The sequence below is a fragment of the Mycobacterium sp. 5-140-3-2 genome (assembly GCF_035666375.1).
GTDB lineage: Bacteria > Actinomycetota > Actinomycetes > Mycobacteriales > Mycobacteriaceae > Mycobacterium > Mycobacterium intracellulare.
The window spans coordinates 3,305,546-3,332,100 of sequence record NZ_CP142025.1 but is presented as its reverse complement, the minus strand read 5'-3'; the positions used below and the strand labels follow the sequence as shown (position 1 = coordinate 3,332,100).

General features: G+C 70.1%; 20 protein-coding genes and 1 pseudogene. 12 read left to right on the top strand and 9 right to left on the bottom strand.

The features are described 5' to 3' along the window. Nucleotides 1-29: 29 nt before the first annotated feature. The 6 genes from fadD11 to P6281_RS15335 all read left to right on the top strand — a co-directional run bounded on the left by fadD11 (nucleotide 30) and on the right by P6281_RS15335 (nucleotide 7,926). Complete coding sequence (fadD11, locus tag P6281_RS15360; protein WP_324738409.1) at nucleotides 30-1,856, top strand: fatty acid--CoA ligase FadD11; 1,827 nt, start codon at nucleotides 30-32, stop codon at nucleotides 1,854-1,856. Next, nucleotides 1,853-3,757: a lysophospholipid acyltransferase gene (locus tag P6281_RS15355; protein ID WP_324738408.1), complete on the top strand. Its 1,905-nt coding sequence runs from the start codon at nucleotides 1,853-1,855 to the stop codon at nucleotides 3,755-3,757. The genes fadD11 and P6281_RS15355 overlap by 4 nt, the downstream gene beginning before the upstream one ends. An 87-nt stretch (nucleotides 3,758-3,844) precedes the next feature. Beyond that, the gene (locus tag P6281_RS15350; RefSeq protein ID WP_324738407.1) at nucleotides 3,845-4,630 is read left to right on the top strand and encodes a DUF6065 family protein; all 786 of its coding nucleotides are present in this window, start codon (nucleotides 3,845-3,847) and stop codon (nucleotides 4,628-4,630) included. A gap of 613 nt (nucleotides 4,631-5,243) precedes the next feature. Next, entirely contained in the window at nucleotides 5,244-5,681 is a 438-nt protein-coding gene (locus P6281_RS15345) for a nitroreductase family deazaflavin-dependent oxidoreductase (protein ID WP_201358388.1), read from the top strand. 38 nt (nucleotides 5,682-5,719) lie between these two features. Further along, nucleotides 5,720-7,003: a threonine ammonia-lyase gene (gene ilvA / locus P6281_RS15340; RefSeq protein WP_008257839.1), complete on the top strand. Its 1,284-nt coding sequence runs from the start codon at nucleotides 5,720-5,722 to the stop codon at nucleotides 7,001-7,003. Nucleotides 7,004-7,020: 17 nt separating this feature from the next. Then, a complete protein-coding gene (locus P6281_RS15335) occupies nucleotides 7,021-7,926 on the top strand; it encodes a phosphatase PAP2 family protein (RefSeq protein ID WP_043955017.1) in 906 nt (301 codons plus the stop codon). A gap of 2 nt (nucleotides 7,927-7,928) precedes the next feature. Here the strand turns inward: P6281_RS15335 and P6281_RS15330 are convergent, their stop codons facing one another. Beyond that, a complete protein-coding gene (locus P6281_RS15330; RefSeq protein ID WP_008257835.1) occupies nucleotides 7,929-8,612 on the bottom strand; it encodes a pyridoxamine 5'-phosphate oxidase family protein in 684 nt (227 codons plus the stop codon). Between the two features lie 28 nt (nucleotides 8,613-8,640). On the opposite strand from P6281_RS15330, the gene P6281_RS15325 reads away from it, so the two are divergent. Next, nucleotides 8,641-9,969: an aminotransferase class I/II-fold pyridoxal phosphate-dependent enzyme gene (locus tag P6281_RS15325; RefSeq protein WP_324738406.1), complete on the top strand. Its 1,329-nt coding sequence runs from the start codon at nucleotides 8,641-8,643 to the stop codon at nucleotides 9,967-9,969. Nucleotides 9,970-9,976: 7 nt separating this feature from the next. Here the strand turns inward: P6281_RS15325 and P6281_RS15320 are convergent, their stop codons facing one another. From P6281_RS15320 to P6281_RS15290, 7 genes and pseudogenes are all read right to left on the bottom strand, one after another. Continuing rightward, nucleotides 9,977-10,141, bottom strand: coding sequence for a hypothetical protein (locus tag P6281_RS15320; protein ID WP_009954057.1), 165 nt, complete (start codon nucleotides 10,139-10,141; stop codon nucleotides 9,977-9,979). 37 nt (nucleotides 10,142-10,178) lie between these two features. Further along, the gene (treZ, locus tag P6281_RS15315; protein ID WP_324738405.1) at nucleotides 10,179-11,921 is read right to left on the bottom strand and encodes a malto-oligosyltrehalose trehalohydrolase; all 1,743 of its coding nucleotides are present in this window, start codon (nucleotides 11,919-11,921) and stop codon (nucleotides 10,179-10,181) included. After that, entirely contained in the window at nucleotides 11,914-14,223 is a 2,310-nt protein-coding gene (gene treY, locus P6281_RS15310) for a malto-oligosyltrehalose synthase (protein ID WP_324738404.1), read from the bottom strand. Before treY ends, treZ begins: the two co-directional genes overlap by 8 nt. A 3-nt stretch (nucleotides 14,224-14,226) precedes the next feature. Beyond that, nucleotides 14,227-16,437, bottom strand: coding sequence for a glycogen debranching protein GlgX (glgX, locus tag P6281_RS15305; protein WP_324738403.1), 2,211 nt, complete (start codon nucleotides 16,435-16,437; stop codon nucleotides 14,227-14,229). A 59-nt stretch (nucleotides 16,438-16,496) separates the two neighbouring features. After that, nucleotides 16,497-18,683, bottom strand: coding sequence for an acyltransferase family protein (locus P6281_RS15300; protein WP_014385137.1), 2,187 nt, complete (start codon nucleotides 18,681-18,683; stop codon nucleotides 16,497-16,499). Between the two features lie 299 nt (nucleotides 18,684-18,982). After that, nucleotides 18,983-19,651 (bottom strand): annotated as a pseudogene (gene ripD / locus P6281_RS15295) (NlpC/P60 family peptidoglycan-binding protein RipD); the annotation flags it as partial. A gap of 332 nt (nucleotides 19,652-19,983) precedes the next feature. Beyond that, entirely contained in the window at nucleotides 19,984-20,421 is a 438-nt protein-coding gene (locus P6281_RS15290; RefSeq protein ID WP_008257820.1) for a hypothetical protein, read from the bottom strand. 62 nt (nucleotides 20,422-20,483) lie between these two features. On the opposite strand from P6281_RS15290, the gene P6281_RS15285 reads away from it, so the two are divergent. The 5 genes from P6281_RS15285 (at nucleotide 20,484) to P6281_RS15265 (ending at nucleotide 25,070) form a co-directional block, all read left to right on the top strand. Continuing rightward, nucleotides 20,484-21,788, top strand: coding sequence for an adenosylmethionine--8-amino-7-oxononanoate transaminase (locus tag P6281_RS15285; RefSeq protein ID WP_014385135.1), 1,305 nt, complete (start codon nucleotides 20,484-20,486; stop codon nucleotides 21,786-21,788). A gap of 144 nt (nucleotides 21,789-21,932) precedes the next feature. After that, on the top strand, nucleotides 21,933-23,090 hold the full coding sequence (locus P6281_RS15280) for an 8-amino-7-oxononanoate synthase (RefSeq protein WP_014385134.1): 1,158 nt from the start codon (nucleotides 21,933-21,935) through the stop codon (nucleotides 23,088-23,090). 9 nt (nucleotides 23,091-23,099) lie between these two features. Continuing rightward, on the top strand, nucleotides 23,100-23,780 hold the full coding sequence (gene bioD / locus P6281_RS15275) for a dethiobiotin synthase (protein ID WP_014385133.1): 681 nt from the start codon (nucleotides 23,100-23,102) through the stop codon (nucleotides 23,778-23,780). Further along, nucleotides 23,780-24,289: a 2'-5' RNA ligase family protein gene (locus P6281_RS15270; RefSeq protein WP_009954660.1), complete on the top strand. Its 510-nt coding sequence runs from the start codon at nucleotides 23,780-23,782 to the stop codon at nucleotides 24,287-24,289. The genes bioD and P6281_RS15270 overlap by 1 nt, the downstream gene beginning before the upstream one ends. A 271-nt stretch (nucleotides 24,290-24,560) precedes the next feature. Next, nucleotides 24,561-25,070 (top strand): methyltransferase family protein, encoded by a 510-nt coding sequence (locus P6281_RS15265; protein ID WP_009954662.1) that lies wholly within the window; start codon nucleotides 24,561-24,563, stop codon nucleotides 25,068-25,070. 66 nt (nucleotides 25,071-25,136) lie between these two features. Here P6281_RS15265 and P6281_RS15260 read toward each other — a convergent pair whose 3' ends face one another. Next, complete coding sequence (locus P6281_RS15260; protein ID WP_038536589.1) at nucleotides 25,137-26,552, bottom strand: mechanosensitive ion channel domain-containing protein; 1,416 nt, start codon at nucleotides 26,550-26,552, stop codon at nucleotides 25,137-25,139. Nucleotides 26,553-26,555 lie beyond the last annotated feature (3 nt).

Sequence of the window (26,555 nt, the reverse complement as noted above, 5' to 3'; positions counted from 1 at the left end):
CTCGCTGACCACCGACGTACGCTACGGAAATGACGACTGCCGCGCATCCGGCCACCCTGTGCGAGGCGTTCCAGCGCACCGCCGCGATCGACCCGAATGCCGTCGCGCTCCGCACGCCCGGCGACACCCAGACGTTGACGTGGCGAGAGCTCGCGACCCAGGTGCGCAAGGTCGCCGCCGGGCTGGCGGGCCTGGGGGTACGGCGGTGCGACACGGTGTCGCTGATGATGGCCAACCGGATCGAGTTCTACCCCTTCGAAATCGGCGCCCAACACCTCGGCGCCACATCGTTTTCCGTGTACAGCACGCTGCCGGCCGAGCAGCTGACGTATCTGTTCGACAACGCCGGCACCAAGGTCGCCATCTGCGAGGCGCAGTACGTGGACCGCATCCGCGCCAGCGGCGCACCCATCGAGCACATCGTCTGCATCGACGGCTCGCCGCCCGGCACCCTCTCCGTGGATGACCTGTATGCCGCCGCGCAGGAGGATTTCGACTTCGAATCCACCTGGCGGGCAGTGCAACCCGGCGACGTCGCCACGCTCATCTACACCTCCGGGACCACCGGAAACCCCAAGGGCGTGGAGATGACCCACGCCAACCTGCTTTTCGAGATGTATGCCTTCGACGCCGTGCTGCCCAGCCGGTACGCCGACCGCGTCACGTCGTTTCTGCCCACGGCGCACATCGCGGACCGGGTGATGGGCCTGTACAGCCTGGAGGTGTTCGGCGCCCAGGTGACGGTGGTCTCCGACCCACGCGCCATCGCCGCCGCGCTGCCCGACGCGCGGCCCACCGTGTGGGGAGCGGTGCCCCGGGTCTGGGAAAAGCTCAAGGCGGGAATCGAATTCGCGATCGCCAACGAGGCGGACGAGGCCACCCGGCAGGCGTTGCAGTGGGCGATGGCGGTGGCCGCCAAGCGCGCCGCCGCACTGGTGGCCTCAGAGCCGATGCCGGATGACCTGGCCGCCGAATGGGCCACGGCCGACGAGCTGGTGCTGTCGAAGCTGCGCGAGCGCCTCGGCTTCGGCGACCTGCGCTGGGCGGTCTCCGGGGCGGCGCCCATCCCCAAGGAGACGCTGGCCTTCTTCGCCGGCATCGGCATTCCGATCGCCGAGGTCTGGGGGATGTCGGAGCTGAGCTGCGTCGCCACCGTCAGCCACCCCCGCGAGGCGCGGCTCGGCTCCGTCGGCAAGCTGCTCCCCGGGCTCGAGGGCAAGATCGCCGACGACGGCGAGTTTCTGGTGCGCGGCCCGCTGGTGATGAAGGGCTACCGCAAGGAGCCGGCGAAGACGGCCGAGGCGATCGACGCCGACGGGTGGCTGCACACCGGCGACATTCTCGAGGCCGACGCGCAGGGCTACCTGCGGGTGGTGGACCGGAAGAAGGAGCTGATCATCAATGCGGCCGGAAAGAACATGTCGCCGGCCAACATTGAGAACTCCATCCTGGCCGCGTGCCCGATGGTCGGGGTGATGATCACCATCGGCGACGGACGGCCCTACAACACCGCGCTCATGGTCTTCGACGCCGACTCGGTCGGCCCCTATGCCGCCCAACGCGGGCTGTCCGACGCGTCGCCCGCCGCGCTGGCGGCCGACCCGGAGGTCGTCGCCCAGATCGCCGCCGGGGTGGCCGCCGGCAATGCGAAACTCTCGCGGGTGGAACAGATCAAACGCTTCCGCATCCTGCCGACGCTGTGGGAGCCCGGCGGCGACGAGATCACGCTGACGATGAAACTAAAGCGCAAGCCGATCATGACCAAGTACGCCGAGGAGATCGAAGAGCTCTACGCGCTCGACCCGCCGCCCGGGGTGCACGAGCCCTCCGGCGCCGCAACGGTGCAGCCGGCATGATCGGCGGGCCGGCGGGCACCGCCCGTGAGCTCGGTCGCGTCGGAGCGCGAAAGCTGTTGCAGCGCACCGGCCTCATCGAGGAGTCGACGACGCCCCTGGCGACCGACCCGGCCGAGGTCGCCCGATTGCTGCGCGCGCCATGGTATGACGAGCGGCTGAGCAAGCTGGCCGACGACCTCGGCCGCGATCCTTCCGCCGTGCGCGCCGAGGCCGCGTCCTACCTGCGGGAGATGGCGCCCTCGCTGGACGAGCGGGCGGTGCGGGCCTGGCGCAGCTTCAGTTGCTGGCTGATGCGAGCCTACGACGTGCTGGTCGACGAGGACCAGATTGCCCAGCTGCGCAGGCTGGATCGCAAAGCCACTCTGGCGTTTGCCTTTTCGCATCGCTCGTATCTGGACGGGCTGCTGCTGCCCGAGGTGATCCAGGCCAACCGGCTCTCGCCGGCGCTCACGTTCGGCGGCGCCAACTTGAACTTCTTCCCGATGGGCGCCTGGGCCAAGCGAACCGGGACGATCTTCATCCGGCGTCAGACGAAAGACCTTCCCGTCTACCGCTTCGTCTTGCGGGCGTACGCCGCGCAGCTGGTGCAAGACCACGCCAACATGACGTGGTCCATCGAAGGGGGCCGAACCAGGACGGGCAAACTGCGGCCCCCGGTGTTCGGGATCTTGCGGTACATCGCCGACGCGGTCGACGAAATCGACGGTCCCGAAGTGTATTTGGTGCCGACGTCGATCGTGTACGACCAGCTGCACGAGGTGGAGGCCATGACCACCGAGGCCTACGGCGCGACGAAGCGGCCGGAAGACTTCCGCTTCCTGATCCGGCTGGCGCGCCAGCAGGGTGAGCGGCTGGGCCGCGCCTACCTCGACTTCGGTGAACCGCTGCCGCTGCGCAAGCGCCTCGAGGAGCTGCGCGCCTTGCAAAAAACATCAGAGTCCGGCGCCAGCACCGAGATCGAACGCATCGCGCTGGACGTCGAGCACCGGATCAACCGCGCCACGCCCGTCACCCCGACCGCGGTGGTGAGCCTCGCGCTGCTGGGCGCCGACCGCTCGCTGTCGATCAGCGAGGTGCTGGCCACCGTGCGGCCGCTGGCGAGCTACATCGCGGCGCGCAACTGGACGGTGGCCGGCGCCGCCGACCTGACGAATCGCTCCACCATCCGCTGGACCCTGCACCAGCTGGTCGCCTCCGGCGTCGTGAGCGTGTACGACGCCGGCACCGAACCGGTCTGGGGCATCGGGGCGGAGCAGCACCTGGTCGCCGCGTTCTACCGCAACGCCGCCATTCACATCGTGGTCGACCGCGCGATCGCCGAGACGGCGCTGCTGGCCGCCGTCGAAGACGCCGAGGCCTCGGTTGAGGGCCTGGTCCAGCCGACGGCCGTGCGCGATGAGGCGCTGCGCCTGCGCGAGTTGCTGAAGTTCGAGTTCCTGTTCTCGGCGCGCGCGCAGTTCGAGAAGGAGCTCACCGACGAGGTGCGCCTGATCGGACGGGTGGACGACACCCGCAAGGCCGCCCACGCGGCCGACGTACGCGGCCTCCTGGAAAAGGCCGACGTGCTGCTGGCGCACCTTGTGCTGCGCCCCTTCCTCGACGCCTACCACATCGTCGCCGACCGGCTCGCCGCCTACGACGACGAATCGTTCGACGAGGACGCGTTTCTCACCGAGTGCCTCGAGGTGGGCAAGCAATGGGAGTTGCAGCGCAGGATCGCCAGCGCCGAGTCGCGGTCGATGGAGTTGTTCAAGACGGCGCTGCGACTGGCCCGGCATCGCGAGTTGGTCGACGGCGTCGACGGGCCGGACATCGCCCGACGCCGGCGTGAGTTCGCCGACGAGATCGCCACCGCGGTCCGGCGGGTCAACGCCATCGCGGAGCTGGCCAGGACCTGCTGATCACTCGTCCACCGGGCGCGCGGGTTCACGGACCATTAACGTGTGGTCGCGATAGTGCGTTGGCCCTATCGGTGAAGCGAGGATCTGATGAGTGACGAGTCGACCGGGCGGGCCCGCCCGCTGATCGGGTACATCACCCATGAGATCGCACCGCAGATCACCCCCGCGCCGATCGGGCGGACGTGGATGTCGGAGATGCGTCAGGGCTGGCCCCACCGGTGTCTGCCGATGCTGATCGCCAATCAGAGCGGCTGGGAGGTGCGCAACCGCAACGCGTTCACGGCGACGTGGATGGGCGGGGACGACCGCACCAGCCTGATGATCGCGCCCGACACCCGCGAGAGCGGCCAGTTCCTGCCCTCCAGCCACTTCGGCTACGGCATCTTGACCTGGCATTTGCCGATGCTGTTTCGCACCCCGCCGGGCTACAACCTGTTGGTGCGGGGTCCGGCGAACCATCCCAAGGACGCCATCTCCGCGTTGGAAGGCGTCGTCGAAACCGATTGGTCCAGTTCGAGTTTCAGCATGAACTGGAAATTCACCCGCGAGTTCATGCCGGTGCGCTTCGAGGTCGACGAGCCGATCTGCATGATCGTCCCGCAGCGCCGCGCCGAACTGGAGGAGTTCGCCCCCGAACTTCGGCCCATCGAGTCCGACGAGGAACTGCATCGCAAGCACGAGTTCTTCCTGGGTTCACGCGGCGCGCTGGGACGCGAGCAGGAGACGGCCGACGGCGCCCCCGGCGAGCGGGTGCCGTGGCAGGGCGACTACACCCGGGGCCGCCACGCCGACGGCGAGTCCGGGGCCGACGACCACCAGACGAAGCGCCGCCTGCGTCCCTTCGCCGCGCACGAACCCGAGCACCGGGACTAGCGCGATTGCCCGCCTCCTAGCGACAGCGGTGTGGACGAGCCGTAACCAACCTGGGGGTCCTAGCCGGACCTACACTTTCTAGTTATGAACAAGGTTACGAGGGTCTTGTTTGCGCTGTTGCTCGCCTTCGCGGTCTCAACTACCTCGGTGAGCTGCGTACCTCCCTACTGCCCCCTCACCGGCGGCCCGGCCGTCATCTGCTAGTCACCGCGGCCACTGAGGGGTGAAACGCTCGACGCACGGATAAGCCAACCGCGTGGCTGGCCTTCGGCGGCGCAGCCGTTGGAATCGTATTGGCGAATCAGGCTGGGCGGTCAGAGATCTGGGACCTCGAGCGCGAAGCGCATGTTTTGAGTGTGGCAGGGCGCGCCGCGGTTCACAGCCGTCGATGGTTTGCGTCTTGGTGTGCTTGACCGAGTCGCGTGACGGCCGCAGCGCCACGAGGGGGAGAAACGAAGAGATCGCCATGTGCCACGAACAATGAGAACCGGCCGCTGTCGCTCGGAGGTGGGCATTGGCACTATGTCCGTCGAGCCGTGACCCGTGGGGCCGGTGCGGCCCCTGTGGCGAACTCAGTCAGCGCAGACCGGGCGCCGTGCTTAAAGTTGGTGGCATGCCGCTTTCTGGAGAGTACGAGCCGTCGCCCTGGGACTGGTCTCGCGAGCAAGCCGAAAAGTACGCCGCGTCGGGGGGCGCCGAGGCCGCCGACATGAAGGGCAAGCCGATCATCCTGCTGACCACGGTCGGCGCCAAGACCGGCAAACTCCGCAAGACGCCGCTGATGCGGGTCGAGCACGACGGCCAGTACGCCGTCGTCGCCTCGCTCGGCGGGGCGCCGAAAAACCCGGTCTGGTACCACAACATCAAGAAGAACCCCCGGGTGGAGTTGCAGGACGGCTCCGTCACCCGCGACTACGACGCCCGCGAGGTGTTCGGCGACGAGAAGGCCGTCTGGTGGGAGCGGGCCGTCGAGGCCTGGCCGGAGTACGCCGAGTATCAGACCAAGACCGACCGGCAGATCCCGGTGTTCGTGCTGACCCCGGTCGGCTGAATTCCGGAGTTGGCCAGCTGGCATGGCACCATTAATCAGTGTCCGCTGAATTGAGCCGCCCTCCGAGCGTCGCGCCGCTGACCGCGGCGGACATCGACACCGCGGCCAAGCGGATCGCGGCCGTCGTGACGCCGACCCCGTTGCAGTTCAGCGACCGGTTGTCGGCCATCACCGGCGCGCGGGTCTACCTCAAGCGCGAAGACCTGCAGATCGTGCGCTCCTACAAACTGCGGGGCGCCTACAACCTGCTGGTTCAGCTCTCCGAGACGGAGTTGGCCGCCGGCGTGGTGTGTTCGTCGGCGGGCAACCACGCCCAGGGCTTCGCCTACGCGTGCCGGATGTTGCAGGTGCACGGCCGCGTCTACGTGCCCGCCAAGACGCCCATGCAAAAGCGTGACCGCATCCGCTACCACGGCGGGGACTTCATCGAGCTGATCGTCGGTGGAACGACCTACGACCTTGCCGCCGAGGCCGCGCTGGCCGACGTGGAAAGCACCGGCGCCACCCTGGTCCCGCCCTACGACGACCCGCGCACCATGGCGGGCCAGGGCACCATCGCCGTCGAACTGCTCGACCAACTGGAGACCGAGCCGGACCTGGTGGTGGTCCCGGTGGGCGGCGGCGGCTGCATCGCCGGCATCACCAGCTACCTCGCCGAGCGGACCGAGAACACGTCGGTCCTCGGCGTCGAACCGGCCGGCGCCGCGGCGATGATGGCCGCCCTGTCCGCCGGCGAGCCGGTGACCCTGGATCACGTCGACCAGTTCGTCGACGGCGCCGCGGTGCGCCGCGCCGGCGACCTGACCTACGCCGCGCTGGCGGCCGCCGGCGACATGGTGTCGATCACCGCGGTCGACGAGGGAGCGGTGTGCACCACGATGCTCGACCTCTACCAGAACGAGGGCATCATCGCCGAACCCGCGGGCGCCCTGTCGGTGACGGGATTGCTGGATGCCGATATCGAGCCCGGCTCGACGGTGGTGTGCCTGATTTCGGGCGGCAACAACGACGTCTCGCGCTACGGCGAAGTGCTGGAGCGTTCGCTGGTCCACCTCGGCCTCAAGCACTACTTCCTGGTCGACTTCCCGCAGGAGCCCGGCGCCCTGCGCCGGTTCCTCGACGAGGTGCTCGGACCCAACGACGACATCACGCTCTTCGAGTACGTCAAGCGCAACAACCGGGAGACCGGCGAGGCGCTCGTGGGCATCCAGTTGGGATCCTCGGCCGACCTCGACGGCCTGCTGTCGAGGATGCGCGCGACGGAGCTGCACGTCGAAACCCTGAAACCCGGGTCGCCCGCCTACCGCTACCTGCTGCTCTAGTCGTCGGGCCGCATTACATGCACGAGCCGTATGGACCCGGGACTCCCGGTTTCGGGGTGGTCAGCGCCGCCACCATCGCCTTGCTCGTGCTGCTCGCGTGGGCGGCCATCTGGGTCGCCCGGCGCGGGCGCCTGCTGCGGGGCCTGCGGGAGAGGGTGTCGGGCGTCGCCGTGATCGGCGAGACGCTGGCGTGGGCGCGCGAGCGGATCAGCGACCGCTGGCGGGCGCTGGCCGGCCGGCTGCCGATCAGCGAGGTCGCCGCCGTGGCGCTGCTGCTCGGGCTGGCCGTGGTCGTGACGCTGGCGGTCGGCTTCACCGAAGTGCTCGACGACGTGCTCGAGGGCGACGGCATCGCCGTGATCGACCACCCGGTGACCCGGTGGCTTGCGACCCATCGTGACCTGTGGCTGACCACCGTCCTGCGGACGATCACCGTCGCGGGCGGCCCCCTGTTCCTGGCCGCGTTCGCCCTGCCGATTGCCATGGTGGCCGGTTGGCGGTGCGGGTCGTGGCGCCCGGTGGTGCTCGCCCTGGCGTGCGGCGCCGGGGTCCCGTTGATGCTCTTCACCGCCAAGGCCTTGGTGGGGCGGAATCGCCCGGCCCTGCCGTTCGCCCTCGTCGACGCGGACGGGTACTCGTTTCCCTCCGGACACGCCACCGGCACGGCGGCGATCATGGTCATCTCCGCGTGGATATTGACCCGCTGGCTGATCCGGGGGTGGACCGGGCGCGTGACGGTGTGGGCCGTCACGATCGGCGCGGGGTTCCTGATCGGGTTCTCGCGCGTCTACCTGGGCGTCCATTACCTCAGCGACGTGCTCGCGGGCTGGCTGCTGGGCATGGCCTGGGCGGGCGCGGTCATGGTCGTCGGAACCTGGTGGGACAACACCCGACGGGCCCGCGACCGGCAACCGGGGGCGTGAGCTCAGCCCCGGCGCCGGCCGAGGTATGGCGGCGCGGGAATGGCGGGATCGAGGTCGTCGGCCGGCACCGGCGTCCCGGCCGTCAGGGTCAGCGGCACCACGCCGGCCCAGTGGGGCAGCGGAAGGTCCTGCGGGTCGTCGGCCGGGGGACCGCCGCGCACCTTGGCCGACACCTCGACGAGGTCGAGCGCGAGCACCCCGGTCGCGGCGAGCTCGCGGGCGTCGGGGGCCCGGCAGTCGGCGGCGCGCCCGGGCGCGATGTGGTCGAGCAGGCAGCCCAGCGCCCGCGACTTCTCTCCCGGGTCGTCGACCACGCGCGCCTCACCCACCGCGACCACCGAGCGGAAGTTCACCGAGTGGTGCATCGCCGAGCGCGCCAGCACCAGCCCGTCGACCAGGGTGACGGTGACGCACACCGGCAGGCCCGAACCCGCTGCCTCGGCCGCCCGCGCCGCCAGGAGCGGGCCGCTGCCGGTCGAACCGTGCAAATAGAGCGTCTCGTCCAGCCGGGCGTGCGTGGTCGGCAGGACCACCGGGCGGCCGGCGCTCAGGTATCCCAGATGGCAGACCAGCGCCTCGTCGAGGATGTCGTGGACGGTGCGACGGTCGTAGCGGGCGCGTTCCCGGTAGCGGGTCGGGGTGGTGCGTGAGGTCGGCGGGTATGCGGTGTCCGCGGAATTGCCCATTGATTTGTCCTAGTACATAATGTAATGCGTGCCAGTACAAAACAGCATAACCGGAACCGGCGCGGATTCCATAGCCGCGAGCATCGAAGCGGCGATCTCGGCCGGCTCCCTGACCCCCGGCGACGCGCTGCCGCCCGTCCGCGAGCTGGCCACGCAGCTCGGCGTGAACGCCAACACCGCCGCCGCGGCCTACCGCCTGCTGCGCGATCGCGGCGCCGTCGAGACCGCCGGCCGCCGGGGCACCCGGGTGCGGCACCGGCCGGCGACCAGCCCGCGTTCGCTGCTCGGGCTCGAGGTGCCCGCGGGCGTGCGCGACCTGTCGACCGGCAACCCGAACCCGCACCTGCTGCCCATCGCGGGCACCGCCCCGCCCGCCCCGGCGCCCGCCGCGCCCGTGCTCTACGGTGGGCCGGCGATCTCGCCGGCGCTGGAGGAGTTCGCCCGCCACGCGCTGATCGCAGACGGGGTGCCCGCCGAACACCTGGCGGTGACCAGCGGCGCGCTGGACGGCATCGAGCGCGCGCTCACCGCGCATCTGCGCCCCGGCGATCGGGTCGCCATCGAGGATCCGGGGTGGGCGAACCTGCTCGATCTTCTTGCCGCCCTGGGGCTTTCGGCCGAGCCGGTGCGCGTGGACGACGACGGGCCGTTGACCGCCGACCTGGCCCGGGCCCTCGGGCGCGGGGTACGCGCGCTGGTCCTGACCAACCGCGCGCAGAACCCGACGGGTGCCGCGCTATCGGCGCAACGCGCCGAGGGCCTGCGTGAGGTGTTGGCCCGCCGCGCCGAGGACCTGCTGGTGGTCGAGGACGATCACTGCGCGGGCATCGCCGGCGTACCGCTGCGCACCCTGGCCGGCTGCACCGCCCACTGGGCGTTCGTCCGCTCGGCGTCCAAGGCCTACGGCCCGGACCTGCGCGTGGCCGTGCTGGCCGGTGACCACCGGACCGTCGAGCGCGTGCATGGCCGCCTGCGGCTCGGGCCGGGCTGGGTCAGCCACCTGTTGCAACGGCTGGCCGTCGGGCTGTGGTCCGACGGCGCGGCAGCCGAGCTGGTCGCCGACGCCGAGCGGCACTACGCCGACCGCCGGTCGCGGCTGTGCGACGCCCTGGCCGGCCGCGGTCTCGACGCGCACGGACGGTCCGGGCTCAACGTGTGGGTGCCGGTTCCCGACGAGGCGGTCGCGATCTCACGGCTGCTCGGCGCGGGCTGGGCGGCGGCGCCGGGCGCCCGATTCCGCATGCGGACGCCGGCGGGGATCCGGCTGACGATCTCGGACCTGGCGCCCGACGAGATCGATCCACTCGCCGACGCGGTCGCCCAAGCGGTGCGCCCCGACGGCCGGCCCATCGTGTAGCCGCAGGTCAAGCGGTCTCGTCGTCACCCGGGCCGGGGCCGGTCCATAACAGCTCGATGGTGGGGTTGGGCGGCGCGTCGCGGCGCACGGTGCGCCGGGTGTTCAGGCCGCGGCGGGTCGGATTGTGCGAGCAGATCCGCCGCAGTTTGTGACCGAATTCAGAATGATTCATGGCCGCATCATCGGGGTCGACGCCCCGCGGCCGCCACTCAGTTATCCACAGCCCGCGCGGGTGCGGCGAGGATGGCGAACGAATGGCCTTGCAGCACAGCGCCGTCGGCGTCGACGGCCGGCTCCTCCCAGGCCAGCACCACGTCGCCGCCGACCGGCACCCGCACGGGCTCGGCGCCCAGGTTGCACACGATGCGCAGCCGCCCGCGCGATACGGCGATCCAGCCCTGGTCCTCGTCGTAGTCGACCGCGAGGTGCTCGAGCCAGGGATCGGCGAGGTCGGGGTCGGTGCGCCGCAACGCGATCAGGTCGCGATACAGCCGGCGCAGGCGGGCGTGTTCGCCGGTGTCGACCTCGTCCCAGTTCAGCTTGGAGCGCGCGAACGTCTCGGGGTCCTGCGGGTCGGGGATCTCGTCGGCGTCCCAGCCGTGCTCGGCGAACTCGGCCTTGCGTCCCTCGGCGGTTGCCCTCGCCAGCTCCGGTTCGGGATGGGAGCTGAAGAACTGGAACGGCGTGGACGCCGCGTATTCCTCACCCATGAAAAGCATTGCGGTGTAGGGGGATCCGAGCGCCAGGGCCGCCTTGATGGCCAGCTGGCCGCCGGTCAGGTTCTGTGAGGGGCGATCCCCCAGGGCGCGGTTGCCGACCTGATCGTGGGTGCAGGTGTAGGCGACCAGGCGGGTCGCCGGAATGGCTCCGGTGTCCAGCGGGCGGCCGTGGCGGCGACGCCGGAACGACGAATAGGTCGCGGCGTGAAAGAAGCCCTGGCGCAACGTGTGCGCCAGGGTGGCCAGGCTGCCGAAGTCGCCGTAGTAGCCCTGACGCTCGCCGGACACCGCGGTGTGGATGGCGTGATGAACGTCGTCGGCCCATTGCGCGGTCAGACCGTAGCCGCCGCGATCGCGCGGGGTGATCAGCCGCGGGTCGTTCAGGTCGCTCTCGGCGATCAGCGACAACGGGCGCCCCAACTGCTGTGCCAGCCAGTCGGTTTCGGTGGCAAGTTCTTCGAGGATATGGATGGCGGTGGTGTCCACCAGTGCGTGGACGGCGTCCAGCCGCAGACCGTCGGCATGAAAATCGCGCATCCAGCGCAACGCGCAGCCGATGATGTAGCGGCGGACCTCGTCGGAGTCGGCGTCGGCGATGTTGATGCCCTCGCCCCACGGGTTGCTCGCCGAGGACAGGTAGGGGCCGAACCGCGGCAGGTAGTTGCCCGACGGGCCCAGGTGGTTGAACACCGCGTCGATCAGCACGCCCAGCCCCTTCGCGTGGCAGGCGTCGACGAAGCGCACCAGCGCGTCGGGGCCGCCATAGGGCTCGTGCACGCTGTACCACAACACCCCGTCGTATCCCCAACCGTGGCTGCCGGCAAAGGAATTCACCGGCATCAGCTCGACGAAGTCCACGCCGAGGTCCACCAGATAGTCCAGCTTGTCGATGGCGGCGTCGAGGGTCCCGGCACCGGTGAACGTCCCCAGGTGCAGCTCGTAGATCACCGCGCCTTCGACCGACCGGCCGGCCCACCCGGTGTCGGTCCACGTCGCGCCGGCCGGGTCCCACAGCTGGGAGCGGGCGTGCACGCCCTCGGGCTGGCGCGGGGAGCGCGGGTCGGGCAGCACGGTGGGGTCGTCGTCGAGCAGGTATCCGTAGCGGGCGTCCGGGGCGGTGTCCACGCTCGCATGCCACCAGCCGTCCCGCGAGCGCGTCATGGGGTGCACCTGGCCCTCGACGTCGAGCCGGACCCGTTCGGGTTTGGGCGCCCACACCCGGAAGTCAGTCATGGTGTCGCTCCAGCAGCACGACCGGCAGGTCGGCGAACAACTGGGCCGCCGAGGTCGGTCCGTCCGCGACGGCCCCGGTGAGCGCGTCTTTCCAGGTGCCGTCGGGCAGCGGCAACACGGTGTTGCCCCAGCCGCTTTCGGCCAGCCGCACCGTCCAGCGGGTCACCGCGACCACGATGTCTCCGCCATTTGAGCCCCGGCGGAAGGCCACCACGTGGTCGGCGGCGTCGCCGTCGGCCAGCACCGGGACGTAGTCGCCCCGCAAAAAGCTGTCCGGGTGGGCGCGGCGCACGCGCAGCGCGGTGGTGACGACCCGGATCTTCGGGTGCTGCAACTCGTGCAGGGCGGCGCGCCGGGCCGCGTAGTCGACCGGGCGGCGATTGTCCGGATCGACCAGGCTGTCGTCCCACAGCTCGGTGCCCTGATAGACGTCCGGAATCCCCGGCACGGTCAGCGCCAGCAGCTTCTGCCCCAGCGCGTCACTGGCGGCGTGCGGATTGAGTTGCGCGACAAGCTCGGTCAGTTGCCCGGCCACCGGGCCGTCGAGCACGCTGTCCAGCCAGCGGTGGATCGCGTCCTCGAAGTCGGTGTCGGGGTCGTTCCACGAGGTGTGCCAGGCCGCTTCCCGGATGGCCTTCTCGGCGTAGCCGTGCAGCCGGTCGCGCAGCTCGCGGGTGACCTGCCCGCTGACCGGCCACACGCCGAAGATGTTCTGCCACAGGAACTGTCCGGTCGCCGGGTCGGGGGAGGGGGCGCGGGTCTCCCAGCGGGCGACGAACTCGGCCCACAGCGACGGCACCTGCGACAGCACCCCGATCCGGGCGCGCACGTCCTCTCCGCGTTTGGTGTCGTGGGTGGTCAGCGTCGTCATGGCCTGCGGCCACATCCGGGCGCGGCTGGCGGCGCTGTGATGGAACTCGGCCGCGCCGACCCCGAAGCGGTGCGGCTCGCCGCCCACCTCGTTCAGCGATACCAACCGGGCGTCGCGATAGAACAGGCAGTCCTCGACCGACTTTGCGGTGACGGCCCCGCACAGCTGCTGTAGCCGGGTGGCCGGCTCGCCGCCGCGGGCCAGCGCCGCGGCCAGCACCTGCAGCGCCGGGCCCAATTCCGGTGCGGCCGCCTCGGTTTCGGCCAGTGCGGTGGGCAACAGCGCGACCAGGCCGGGGTAGTCGCTGCGGTAGACGCCGAGGTGGGTGAGCAACGCCGCCACCGCCGCGGGCAGCTGCGGGTGGTCGGCGCCGGCGGCGGCCGCGATGCTGCGGCGCAGCCGGGACAGCTCGCTGCCCAACGTGTCGGTGGCCGAACGGATCTTGAGGTCGGCCAGCATGTCCGGTAGCGCCCGGTGGTCCACGCCGGAGGACTCCACCAGCGCGGTCAGCGCCGGGGCGCCCTGCGGATCCACGAAGAGGCCGCCGACCTCACGCAGCACGTCGTAACCGGTGGTGCCGCCGACCGGCAGGGTGGGCTCGAGCGCCTCGTCGACCGCCAGGATCTTCTCGATCACGATCCAGGCCGAGGGGCCGACCAATTCGCGTAACCACGCCAGGTAGCCGCACGGATCGGAGAGGCCGTCGGGGTGATCGATGCGCACACCGTCGACGAGCCCCTCGGCGAACCACCGCCCGACTTCGGCGTGCGTGGCGTCGAAGACCGCGCGGTCTTCCTGGCGCAGCCCCGCCAGCGAGGTGATCGAGAAGAACCGGCGGTAGCCGCACACGCCGTTGCGCCAGCCCACCAGGCGGTAGTGCTGGCGATCGTGCACCTCGGGTCCGGTGCCGCCGGCGGTGCCGGGCGCGATCGGCAGCGCCAGATCGCCCAGGCGCAGCACGTCCCCGTCGACGGTCAGGTCGGCGGCGTCCTCGTCGGAGCCCAGCACCGGCAGCACGATGCGCCCATCCTGGTCGAGGTCCCAGTCGATGTCGAAAAACGTTGCGTAGGGCGAAGAACGGCCGTTCCGCAGGACGTCCCACCACCAGGGGTTCTGCCGGGGCTGGTCGATTCCGACGTGGTTGGGCACGATGTCGACGACCAGTCCCAGGCCACGCGCCCGCGCCGCCGCCGACAGCCGCGCCAGGCCGTCACGGCCGCCGAGCTCGGGGGACACCGTCGTGGGGTCGGTGACGTCGTAGCCGTGGCTCGACCCGGTGGTCGCGGTCATGATCGGGGACAGATACAGGTGCGTCACCCCGAGGTCGTCCAGGTAGTCCAGCAGGTCTTCCGCGTCGGCGAAGGTGAACGCGGACCCGCTCGACTCACCACGCAGCTGCAGCCGATAGGTGGACAGGATGGGTAAATCCATGCGTCACAGAGTCTTACGCAAGATGAGCAACGAGCGTGAGGGCAGCGACACCTTCTCCTCGGCGGTCACCACCTGGTCGGCGCCCTCTTTGCTGCCCGTCGGTTCGTTGGTGTCCAGTTCCACCGTCCACTCCTGCGCATAGTCGTCGGGCGGCATCGAGAACTCCACCGGATCGTCGCCGGCGTTGAAGCACAACAGGAATGAGTCGTCGACCACCCGCTCCCCGCGGGCGTTCGGCGCGGTGATGGCGTCACCGTTGAGGAAGACGGCCACGCACTTGTGAAAGCTCTCGCCCCAATCCTCGTGCGTCATCTCGCGGCTGCTCGGATTCAGCCAGGCGATGTCACGCACCTCGTCGCCGCTGCGGATCGGCTCGCCCTCGAAGAACCGGCGCCGGCGAAACACCGGGTGCTGCTTGCGCAGGGCGGTCACCTTGCGCGCGAACGCCAGCAGGTCGGAGTTCTTGTCGACCAAAGACCAGTCCATCCAAGACAATTCGGAGTCCTGGCAGTAAACGTTGTTGTTGCCGTTCTGGGTACGCCCGAGCTCGTCGCCATGGGCGATCATCGGCGTGCCCTGGCTGACCATCAGCGTCGCCCAGAAGTTGCGCATCTGTCGGTAGCGCAGCTCGGTGATGTCGGGGTCGTCGGTGGGACCCTCGACGCCACAGTTCCACGAGCGGTTGTGGCTTTCGCCGTCCCGGTTGTCCTCGCCGTTGGCCATGTTGTGCTTTTCGTTGTAGGACACCAGGTCATTGAGCGTGAAGCCGTCGTGCGCGGTGACGAAGTTGATGCTGGCGCTGGGGCGCCGGCCGGTCGCCTCGTACAGGTCCGACGACCCGGTCAGCCGGGAGGCGAACTCACCCAGGGTTGCGGGCTCACCCCGCCAGTAATCGCGCACAGTATCGCGATACTTCCCGTTCCACTCGGTCCACAAACCCGGGAAGTTTCCGACTTGATAGCCGCCCTCGCCGACGTCCCACGGCTCGGCGATCAGTTTGACCTGGCTGACGATCGGATCCTGCTGCACCAGATCGAAAAACGCGCTCAACCGGTCGACGTCGTGCAGTTCGCGGGCCAGCGTGGCGGCCAGGTCGAAGCGGAATCCGTCGACGTGCATCTCGGTCACCCAGTAGCGCAGCGAGTCCATGATCAGCTGCAGCACGTGCGGGTGGCGCGGGTTGAGGCTGTTACCGGTGCCGGTGTAGTCCTTGTACAACCGCAGGTCGCCGTCGACGAGCCGGTAGTACGCGGCGTTGTCGATGCCCCGGAAATTGATGGTCGGGCCCAGGTGATTGCCCTCGGCGGTGTGGTTGTAGACCACGTCGAGGATCACCTCGATGCCCGCCTCGTGGAAGCTGCGCACCATGGACTTGAACTCGGCGACGCTGGAGTTGCGGTTGGCGGCGTATTGGTTGTGCGGGGCGAAGAACCCGAACGTGTTGTAGCCCCAGTAGTTTCGCAATCCCAGGTCGAGCAGTCGCGAGTCGTGCATGAACTGGTGCACCGGCATCAGTTCGATGGCGGTGACGTTGAGCGACTTGAGGTGGTCGATGATCGCCGGGTGGGCCAGGCCGGCGTAGGTGCCCCGCAGCTCCTCCGGGACGCTGGGGTGGTTCTGCGTCATGCCCTTGACATGCGCCTCGTAGATGACGGTTTCGTGGTACGGGGTCAGCGGGGCTCGGTCGGATCCCCAGTCGAAGAACGGGTTGCTCACCACGCTGGTCATGGTGTGGCCCAGCGAGTCGACCATGGGGGGAGTTCCCGGGTCGGCGCCGTCGGCGTTGGGTCCGTCGGGGTCCCTTTCCCGGTAGGCCTTCAGGTCGTAGGAGAACAGCGCCTGGCCGAACGTGAAATCGCCGTGAAAAGCCTTGCCGTACGGGTCGAGCAACAGCTTGCTGGGGTCGCACCGGTGACCCGCCGCCGGGGCGAAGGGGCCGTAGACGCGAAACCCGTAGCGCTGGCCCGGGTTGATGTTGGGCAGATAGGCGTGCCAGACGTATCCGTCCACCTCCTCCAGCGGAATCCGCGATTCGCCGCCCCCGTGGTCGATCAGGCACAGCTCGACCTTCTCGGCGATTTCGGAGAACAGGGAGAAGTTGGTCCCGGCGCCGTCGTAGGACGCCCCGAGCGGATATGGGTTTCCCGGCCAGACGGTGGCGAGTTTGGGTTGTTGGTGACCGCCTGGTTCTGAAGCGGAATTGTTGGTGGACACCTATCGACCTTATCCGCGGCGCGGGATCCTCACGAACGTACGGCGGTCCGCGAGGCGGTTCACCACCAGCCGGTGTTCTCGGCGATCTGGCGGCCCAGTTCCGGCGCCATGGTCCGCATGTAGGTGGGGGACAGGTGGTGGGCGCCGTGGTAGACCAGGATGTTGCCCTCGACCGGGCGGCACACGTCGGCGCGGCAGATCGCGTCGGACATGTCGAGCACCTTGAGCTGCGGGAATTGGCTGACGAAGTCGAGGGTCTGGTTGCGGTCGGAGAGCAGGTCGGACCGCTTGATCGCGCATGACTGCGCGGTCGCGCCCCGTTTGGCCAGGCAGTCCGCCGGGTCGAACGGCTGGCCGTTCTTCACCAGCCACGGGGTGTCTCGCATCCCGAGGATGGGAATGTTGTTGTCGGACAACGTTTGCCAAATACCGATGTAGGTGGCGGGCATCACGTCGCCGGACTTGATGTTCCACGGCCGGGTGGTCGTGGTGAAGACGTAGTCGGGCCGGTCGGTGACCAGTTTGGTCATCGTCTGTTGCACCCACTCGCGGCACTGCGGGTAGGGGGCGTTGTTGCCCATGATCAGCGGGACCTGCTCGGTCGATAGCGGGCAGCCCATCTTGAGATACGTCACGACCTTGAAGTGGTGCAGCTTGCCCAGGATGTCCAGCGCGGGCAGCCAGTGCTCGGCGTGCGACCCGCCCGCCAGCGCGATCGTGCGCTCGGCGGCGGCATCGCCGTAGGTGCAGTTGACCACCGCGGGGTTGACGAAGTCGCTGATGCACCCGTCCTTGGTCGAGGCGGGCAGGTCCTGTTTCACCTCCAAGACCGTGGGCCGCATCGGCAGTTTCGGTACGCGCACGCGTTCGGTCAGGGCCCGTGCGCCGGGGTAGTCCTGCGGGTTGAGGACGCTGAGCTCCTTACCGGCCGACCGCAGCACCGTGACGTGTTGCCGCCACGTGAACGACGTCGCCGTCAGCGTGACGCCCAGCAGCACGACCGCCGATCCCAGTACCAGCGTCGGTCGCCGGAGGCGGGCCAGCCACCGGGTGGTCGGCGCGGCCGGACGGGGTGCCGGCTTCGAGGCGGCCCGGTAGCGCAGGGGGTCCTCGACGAGCCGGTTGGTCAGGTACGCCAGCACGCCCGACACCACCAGCAACACCGCGCCTTCGAGGAACGTGGCGTGCTTGTGACCGGTATAGGACAGCCAGAAGATGAGCAGCGGCCAATGCCAGAGGTAGAGCGAATACGCCATGGCGCCCAGCTCGACCAGCGGACGCGTCGCCAGCAGCCGATTGGGCAGCGGCAGCCGGCGCTCGGCGCCGCGCTCGCCCGTCGAGCCGGCTCCGACGAGGATCAGCAGCATGGCGGCGCCGACGGGCACCAGGGCCCACGGGCCGGGGAACTCGCGCACGCCGTCGATGAGCGCCCCGCATGACAGCACCGCGCCCAGCGCGACCGTCGCCAGCGCGGTGCGCAACCACATGGGCCAACGGATGCGGGTCACCAGAGCTCCGACCAGCGCCCCCAGCAGCAACTCCCAGCCGCGGGCGAAGCTGTCGTAATAGGCGGCCGTCTGGTTGTCCTGGTGCGCGATGATCGCGTAGACGAACGAGGCCAGCGTCAGCGCGCTCAGCACCACCAGGAACACGTTCTTCAGCCGGGCGCCCGGCCGACGCCCGCACAGGTACGCCAGGCCGGCGATCAAGACGAGGAAGCTGACGTAGAACTGGCCCTGCACCGACATCGACCAGATGTGTTGCAGGGGGCTGACGGCCTCGCCGGCGCGCAGGTAGTCGGAGGCGGTGTTGGCCAACTCCCAGTTCTGGTAGTAGCCGAGGCTGGCGAGGCTCTGGTCGGCGAAGGCCTCCCAGCGGGTTTCCGGCTGAACCAGGATGGTGAGCACCGCGCATCCGGCCAGCACGACGACGAGGGCCGGAACGAGGCGACGGACGAGCCGGATCACCTCGGCCACCGGCGACAGGGTGACCGCCGGGTTCAACGCGGCGCGGATCACCTTGCCGCCGAAGAAGAATCCGGACAGCGCCAGGAAGACGTCGACACCGCCGGAGACGCGGCCGAACCAGATGTGGAACACGGCGACGAGCGCGATCGCAATGCCGCGCAAGCCGTCGAGGTCGTCGCGATAGAACCCCTGCGATCCCCAGGATTCCGCGGTGGGCGCCCCCGAGTCCCCCGGATCGGCGGCGGCGATCGGTGCGGAAGGACGTGTCGGGGTCTGCATGATCGACCGCTAATTTACCCAAAACCCGCCACCCGTTCCCGACCGCGCGCGGCGGGGGAGCGAGTGGCGGGCGTCGGAAGGCAGCGGACGACCCGTGGGAATTACCGGGTCAGACCGGCGCCCGCCGGCTGCAACGGGGCCTGCTGGGTGGGCAGCTGCTGCACGGGCGCCTGCTGTAACGGCGACTGTTGTGTCGGTGCCAGCTGCAACGGCGCGCGCTGGGTCGGCACCTGCTGCGCCGGCGCCTGTTGCGTGGGGACCTGCTGCAGCGGCGCCTGTTGCGTCGGGACCTGCTGCAGCGGCGCCTGCTGGGTGGGCAGTTGCTGCTGCGGCGCTTGCGTGAACGGCGACTGCTGCACCGGCGCCTGCTGCAACGGTGCCTGTTGTGTCGGCGCCTGCTGAGCCGGAGCCTGCTGCAATGGGGCCTGCTGGGTGGGCAGCTGCTGAGCCGGGGCCTGTGGCGTCGGCGCGGAAGCGCCGAGGATGCGGACCATGTAGGGCGTCATGCCGTTGGCGCGCACCGGCGAGACCTGCACGACGTCGCCGACCTCGAGCATCTGGTTGTTGCCCAGGTACATCGCGACGCTCTGCGTGCCCTCGGGTCCGTAGAAGATCAGGTCACCCTTGCGGGCCTGCTGCGGCAGGATCTTCTGGCCGACGCGGTAGATCGCCCCGGAGGAACGCGGCAGCTTCACGCCGGCACCGGCGTACGCGTACTGCATCAGCCCCGAGGCGTCGAAACCGACGGTGTTGGCGCCGGTACCGGTGCCGCGGGTGGGGCCGTTGATGCCGCCCCCGGCCCAGGAGAACGGCACGCCGCGCTGCGACAGACCGCGGGCGATCACCACGTCGGTGGCCTGCTGATAGTCCATCGACCTGGCGCCCGGGTCGGCGGTCGCGACGGTGGGAACCACCATCGGCGCCCCGAGCAGGGCCAAACCGATCGCGAGGGCGTAGATGCGTTTCATGTTTCTGGCCTCTCAGGCGCTCGTGGGGCCTCGACGCGGTGACCTCGCGCGTCCGCCCCCGGTTCATGGATCGCGCGACGGCCCCCACGCTGGGGCCGCGCCGTCCATGGCACTTGCGTAGTGAACCGGCCCGTCAGGCGGCCGTATTCACATCAGTCACAACCGCCACTTTGACAACAGATGGTGTTAGCCGCCAGGTCCCCAGGGGATTATTTGTCGTACCGTGACCGGACGGTGACTGGCGCGGCCCAATCCCGTATGCGCAGTTGTGATTTCGGTCTCAGCCGGCTACGACGTAGCCATCCCGTCACGGGGCGGAGACGCCGGCCCGATCAGAGCCAATAGCGTTCGCTGAACAAGGTCAGCATCGTTCCCGCCGCCGAGCTCACCATGACCAGCGCCAGAGCCAGAACCGGCCAGAAAGACATGTACCAGCCCTTCAGGATGGACACCACCGGGCCGATGACGGCGGCGGTGAGGGCCGCCCCGATCCCGCCCCACACCACCGGGTGGATGTACAGATCCAGCCCGAAGGGAACCGGCCCGCAGGTCTCGTCCGCGCAGACATGCGCCAGGAAGCCGAAAAGCCGCGACGGCCAGGTCGTCGCCGTGGCCAGCACGGCGAGCAGGACCAGCAGGGTGACGGTGCAGACGACGTCCCACACCGCCAGCCGCACCCGGATCACCCGCGGCGCCCCGGGGGCCTCGGCGTCGTAATCCACCAGGTCGGGTGCGGGCCCTGCGCTGTCGGGCTGCTGCGGCGTGGCCATGATGTCCCATGCTTCCCGACGGCCCGGGTTTGCGCGAATCGGCTGCTTTACCCTCGATCACTATGCCCGCGGCCAAGGCCGGGCTGACGCCCGAGCAGATCAGCGCGATCGACGCCGCGCACCTGTGGCATCCGTACAGCACGATCGGCGCCGAATCCATCGCACCCGTCGTCGCGGTCGCGGCGCACGGCGCCCGGCTGACCCTGATCCGCGACGGCGAACCCGTCGAGGCGCTCGACGCCATGAGCTCCTGGTGGACCGCGATCCACGGGCACGGCCACCCGGTCCTGGACGCGGCCCTGTCCGCCCAGCTCGGCGCCATGAACCACGTCATGTTCGGCGGACTGACCCACGAGCCCGCGGCCCGGCTGGCCCAGCTGCTGGTCGAGATCACCCCGGCCGGCCTGGAGACGGTGTTCTTCAGCGACTCCGGATCCGTGTCGGTGGAGGTGGCGGTGAAGATGGCGCTGCAGTACTGGCGCAGCCTCGACCGGCCCGGCAAGCACCGGCTGATGACCTGGCGCGGCGGCTACCACGGCGACACCTTCACCCCGATGAGCGTCTGCGACCCCGACGGCGGCATGCATTCGCTGTGGACCGACATCCTGGCCCGGCAGGTGTTCGCCCCGCAGGTGCCCCGGGACTACGACGCCGCCTACAGCGCGGCGTTCGAGGCGCAACTGGCCCGCCACGCCGACGAACTGGCCGCGGTCATCGTCGAACCCGTCGTGCAGGGCGCCGGCGGCATGCGCTTCCACGACCCGCGGTACCTGCGCGACCTGCGCGAGATCTGCCGACGGCACGACGTGCTGCTGATCTTCGACGAGATCGCCACCGGCTTCGGCCGCACCGGCGAGCTCTTCGCCGCCGACCACGCCGGCGTCAGCCCCGACATCATGTGCGTCGGCAAGGCGCTGACCGGCGGCTACCTGAGCCTGGCCGCCACTCTGTGCACCACCGAGATCGCCCACACCATCAGCGCCGGCGAGGCCGGCGCGCTGATGCACGGGCCCACGTTCATGGCCAACGCGCTGGCCTGCGCGGTCTCGGTGGCCAGCGTCGAGCTGCTGCTCGGGCAGGACTGGCGGTCGCGGGTCGCCGAGATCGGCACCGGGCTGGCGGCCGGGCTCGAACCCGCCCGCGCATTGCCCGGCGTGACCGACGTCCGGGTGCGCGGGGCCATCGGCGTCATCGAATGCGCGCGCCCCGTTGACCTCGCCGTCGCCACGCCGGCGGCGCTGGACCACGGCGTCTGGCTGCGGCCGTTTCGCAACCTGGTCTACGCGATGCCGCCCTACATCTGCACGCCCGACGAGATCTCCCGGATCGCCTCGGCGATGGTGCAGGTCGCCCGCCTCGTCGGCTAGCGGTGGCGACCCGCTGCGCCCGGCGTGGACTATGCGGCGACCCGCTGCGCCCGGCGTGGACTATGCGGCGACCCGCTGCGCCCGGCGTCGCCGCGCTGGCGGTCGCCGCGGCCGCGCTGGCGATCGCCACTAGGCTGAGCCCCTATGAACGCCTCCCCGCAGGCACCGATCGACGTCTCCCCGCTGGCCTGGCTGGAGGCGGTGGAACGGCAGCGCCGCGAGGCCGGGCTGCGCCGCTCGCTGCGGCCGCGCCCCGCCGTCGCCACCGAGCTGGACCTGGCATCCAACGACTACCTGGGGTTGTCCCAACACCCCGACGTGATCGACGGTGGGGTCGCTGCGCTGCGCCTGTGGGGCGCCGGGGCGACCGGGTCCCGCCTGGTCACCGGCGACACCGAACTGCACGAGGAATTCGAGACCGAGCTCGCCGACTACGCCGGGGCGGCCGCGGGCTTGCTGTTCTCCTCGGGCTACGCGGCCAACCTGGGCGCCGTCGTCGGGCTGTCCGGCCGGGGTTCGCTGGTGGTGTCCGACGAGCTTTCGCACGCCTCGCTCGTCGACGCCTGCCGGCTGTCGCGGGCCCGGGTGGCGGTGACGCCGCATCGCGACGTCGGTGCCGTGGAGGCGGCGCTGCGATCGCGCGACGAGGAACGCGCGGTCGTCCTCACCGAAGCGGTGTTTTCCACCGACGGCGCCCTGGCGCCGCTTCGCGAACTGCACGACGTGTGCCGTCGGCATCGCGCCCTGCTCATCGTCGACGAGGCGCACGGCCTCGGGGTGCGCGGCGGCGGGCGCGGGCTGCTGCACGAGGTCGGGCTGGCCGGTGCGCCGGACGTGGTCATGACCACCACGCTGTCCAAGGCGCTGGGCAGCCAGGGCGGCGCGGTGCTCGGGCCGGCGTCGGTGCGCGCCCATCTGATCGATTCGGCGCGCACGTTCATCTTCGACACCGGACTGGCCCCGGCGGCGGTGGGTGCCGCGCGCGCCGCGCTGCGGGTGCTGCGGGCCGAACCGTGGCGCGCGGACGCCGTGCTGCGCCATGCCGGCATCCTCGCCGAGGCCTGCGGGGTACGCGAGCTACCGCAGTCGGCGGTGGTGTCGGTGATCCTCGGCGACCCCGACGTGGCGGTGGCCGCCGCGACCGCCTGCCTGGACGCCGGCGTGCGGGTCGGATGCTTCCGGCCCCCGACCGTGCCCGCCGGCACCTCGCGGCTGCGGCTGACCGCGCGCGCGTCGCTGGACGACGCCGAGCTGGACCTCGCGCGCCGGGTGCTCACCGACGTGCTCGCCGGGCTTGGCTAGGGCACCCCGGTGACGGTCCTGGTCGTCACCGGCACCGACACGGGGGTCGGCAAGACGGTCGTCACCGCGGCGCTGGCCTGCCACGCCCGCCGGGCCGGCCTCGACGTGGCGGTGTGCAAACCGGTCCAGACCGGCACCGATGACGGCGACGACGACCTCGCGGAGGTGGGCCGGCTGTCCGGGGTGACCGAGCTGGCCGGGTTCGCCCGGTACCCGCAGCCGCTGGCGCCGGTGGCCGCGGCCGAGCAGGCCGGGATGCCGCTGCCCACCCGCGAGCAGCTACTGGGGCTCATCGGGGAGTTGGACCGGCCGGGGCGGCTGACGCTGGTCGAGGGCGCCGGGGGCCTACTGGTCGAACTCGGCGAAAACGGTGTCACCGCACGCGATCTCGCCGTCGCGCTCGGCGCCCCGGCGCTGGTGGTGGTCAGCCCGTCGCTGGGCACCCTCAACCACACCGCGCTCACGCTGGAATCACTTGCCGCACACAATGTTTCGTGCGCCGGGCTGGTGATCGGGGCGTGGCCCCGGTGCCCCGGGGTGGTGGAGGCGTCCAACCGGTCCGCGCTGGCCCGGTTGGCCGCGCTGCGCGCCGCGCTGCCCGCGGGGGCGGCGTCGCTGGACGCGGCCGACTTCGCGGCGCTGTGCGCAGGCGCATTCGACCGCGACTGGGTCGCCACGCTGGCCGGTTGATGGTCCACTCCATCGAGCTGACCTTCGACCGCGACACCGAGGCCGCGATCCGAAACATCTGGGAAGCGTTGGCGGCGGCGGGAATTCCCAGCCAGGCGCCGGCCAGCCGCCCGCACGTGACGCTGGCGGTGGCCGAGGGCATCGCCGCCGACGTCGACCCGTTGCTGGCCCCGCTGAGCAACCGGCTGCCGCTGGGCTGCCTCGTCGGCGCGCCGGTGTTGTTCGGCCGCGGCAGCGCCGTTTTCGCGCGGCTCGTGGTGCCGACGGGCGAGCTGCTGGCCCTGCACGCCCGGGTGCACGAGTTGTGCGCCCCGCATCTGGTGCCCGGCCCGATGCCCAACAGCCTGCCCGGTCAATGGACCGCGCACGTCACGATCGCCCGCCGGGTCGGCGGCGCCCAACTCGGCCGCGCGTTGCGCATCGCGGGCCGGCCCGCCCAGATCGACGGCAGCTTCGCGGGTTTGCGCCGCTGGGACGGCAACAAGAAGGTCGAGCACCTGATCGGTTAGTGGCGACCGCAAACGCGGTATGGCGGGGCGCGGGGGCCACCCATCGGCGCATCGCACAGAAATTCTACGGTCGTTGACTTATCTCCGCCGATGTCGTTAGCTTGGACGCGGAGAAACTCCGCAGTCGGGGAGTTATGCGGTGCCAGGTTTCACGACGGGTCGTGCGCCGGGTCATCAAGGTGCCCGACTTCCCGCGGCGGGACGCCGTCGCCGTACCTGGCGTGAAAACCATTGGGAACGCGCGAGTTACAGGCTCTGAGCGAAGGGGAGCATGATGCGTACAACGACTGCGGCGCTAGGCAGCGCGGCGTTTTTTCTCGTCGCCCCGGGGACCGTCGCCGGACTGATCCCCTGGCTGATCACCGGCTGGCATTGCCATCAACCGCTGCCACACTGGGTGATTGCCCAGATCGTCGGGGTGCTGCTGATCTGTGTGGGCCTGGTACCGGTGGTGTCGGCGTTTGCGGAGTTCGCCAAGGCGGGCGGCACCCCAGCACCCGTCGCGGCGCCCCGACGACTCGTCGTCAGTGCATTCAACCGGTATGTCCGCAATCCGATGTACGTCGGCCTCCTGGTGGTCATCGTCGGCCAGGCCCTGCTGTTCGGCAGCCTCGGCACGGCCATCTACGCCGCGGTGATGTGGGCGGTGACGGCCTCGTTCGTGCGCTGGTACGAAGAACCCACCCTGCAGCGCCAATTCGGGACCGACTACGAGGCCTATCGGCAGGCGGTGCCCGCGTGGTTTCCGCGACTGCGCCCGTGGACGCCCGGCCCAAGATGACATCGCCCGCTGGGCCCGGCGCTCCGGCCGCACATCAGCGTTCGTCGCGCTGCGGCGCCGCCCGGCTCATGGGGTGGCCGACAGTGCGAACTCCTGCCCCATGGCCTCGTGCACCCTGGCGCGCCGCTCGTCGATGGCGCGGCCCAGGTCTTGCAGCAGCAGCGGCTTACTGGTCACCAATTCGACGAGGTGGTCGCGATCGATTTCCAGCGCGGTGATTTCGTCGATCGCCTGCGCGTCGGACAGGTTGGGCTGCCGGGTCAGCGCGGTCACCCCCAGGAACGAGCCCTCGTCCAGCCCCCCGACCGCGACCGCCGTTCCGTCCCTGGCGGTGGCGGTCAATCGCACACCGCCCGCGAGCAGAAACGTCATCTTGTCGGGAACCCGGCCGGCGTGCTCGACGATCTCGTTCGCACCGTAGCGAACGATCCTGGCGTGCGACGTCAGCGCCTGCTGATCCGGTTGGCTCAGCCGCAACGCCGGGGCCACCACGGTCCGCAAGGCCTTCTCGATGCGCTCGGGCGTCGAGATGTCGTCCTCGGCGCCGTCGAGGCGCAGGCCTTCGCGCCGCGCGGCGTACCAGAGCCAACGCAGAAACGTCGCCTGCGCGGCGGAATCGTCTGCGGGCGACCTCAACCCGACGGTGAGGAGGTACTCGGCGGCCCCGGCGGGCGTCGCGGCTGCCACGGCGTTGGGCCTGCGCTGCGGCAGCGCGTTGGCCACCCGTTCCAGCAATGCGCACACTCGGTCGGGCGGGTCGACCTCGGAAAACGTTGTGGTGATTGCCAATTGGTGGCCCCCGGGCGGGCGGCTGAGGTTGGTGAACGAGGTGGTGGCCAGCACCGAGTTCGGGGTGATCTGTAGCCCACGGCCGGTCTGGATGTGGACGGAGCGCCAGTTCGCCTCCACGATGCGGCCCCGGGCCGCGGGGGTGTCCAGCCAGTCGCCGATCCGGAATGGCTGTTCGAACAACATGAACAGCCCCGACACGATCTGGCCGACGGAGTTCTGCAGCATCAGCCCGATCACCACCGAGGTCACGCCCAGCGCGGTGAAAAGGCCGCCGACGCGGACACCCCACACGTAGGAGAAAATGACCGCCAGCCCGACTCCGATCAGCACGAACCGGGTCACGTCGAGGAAGATGCCCGGAATGCGCTGGCGCCACGTCCCTTGCGGCGCGCCCTCGAACACGGTCGCGTTGAGCCCGGACAACAGCAGCACCAACACCACGAAGCCGAACACCGTCGCGAGGACCCGAACCGAGGTGAACTGCGCCGGCATCCGCGCGACGTTGACCAGCAACACCAGCAGGGCGCCCAGTGGGATCAGGTAGCTGCGCAACAGGAACGCCGGCCGGGCCAGCGGGCTGTCCCTGCGGACCAGGCTCTGATGCCATTCGGTGAGGGCGATCAGCAGCAGCGGCAGCCCGATGACCACACCGGCGGCCCAGTACAGCGACGACGAGTCCAAGGATGTCACGGC

Excerpts from the sequence above, each read along its gene's own strand:
- P6281_RS15290 (WP_008257820.1), bottom strand. The coding sequence starts at position 20,421 with ATGGCCACGCCGCAGCAGCCCGACAGCGCAGGGCCCGCACCCGACCTG.
- P6281_RS15335 (WP_043955017.1), top strand. The coding sequence starts at position 7,021 with ATGCACGAGCCGTATGGACCCGGGACTCCCGGTTTCGGGGTGGTCAGC.
- P6281_RS15355 (WP_324738408.1), top strand. The coding sequence starts at position 1,853 with ATGATCGGCGGGCCGGCGGGCACCGCCCGTGAGCTCGGTCGCGTCGGA.
- P6281_RS15270 (WP_009954660.1), top strand. The coding sequence starts at position 23,780 with ATGGTCCACTCCATCGAGCTGACCTTCGACCGCGACACCGAGGCCGCG.
- P6281_RS15300 (WP_014385137.1), bottom strand. The coding sequence starts at position 18,683 with ATGCAGACCCCGACACGTCCTTCCGCACCGATCGCCGCCGCCGATCCG.
- P6281_RS15280 (WP_014385134.1), top strand. The coding sequence starts at position 21,933 with ATGAACGCCTCCCCGCAGGCACCGATCGACGTCTCCCCGCTGGCCTGG.
- fadD11 (WP_324738409.1), top strand. The coding sequence starts at position 30 with ATGACGACTGCCGCGCATCCGGCCACCCTGTGCGAGGCGTTCCAGCGC.
- P6281_RS15345 (WP_201358388.1), top strand. The coding sequence starts at position 5,244 with ATGCCGCTTTCTGGAGAGTACGAGCCGTCGCCCTGGGACTGGTCTCGC.
- treZ (WP_324738405.1), bottom strand. The coding sequence starts at position 11,921 with ATGACTGACTTCCGGGTGTGGGCGCCCAAACCCGAACGGGTCCGGCTC.
- P6281_RS15285 (WP_014385135.1), top strand. The coding sequence starts at position 20,484 with ATGCCCGCGGCCAAGGCCGGGCTGACGCCCGAGCAGATCAGCGCGATC.
- treY (WP_324738404.1), bottom strand. The coding sequence starts at position 14,223 with ATGGATTTACCCATCCTGTCCACCTATCGGCTGCAGCTGCGTGGTGAG.
- P6281_RS15350 (WP_324738407.1), top strand. The coding sequence starts at position 3,845 with ATGAGTGACGAGTCGACCGGGCGGGCCCGCCCGCTGATCGGGTACATC.
- P6281_RS15265 (WP_009954662.1), top strand. The coding sequence starts at position 24,561 with ATGATGCGTACAACGACTGCGGCGCTAGGCAGCGCGGCGTTTTTTCTC.
- P6281_RS15320 (WP_009954057.1), bottom strand. The coding sequence starts at position 10,141 with ATGAATCATTCTGAATTCGGTCACAAACTGCGGCGGATCTGCTCGCAC.
- P6281_RS15330 (WP_008257835.1), bottom strand. The coding sequence starts at position 8,612 with ATGGGCAATTCCGCGGACACCGCATACCCGCCGACCTCACGCACCACC.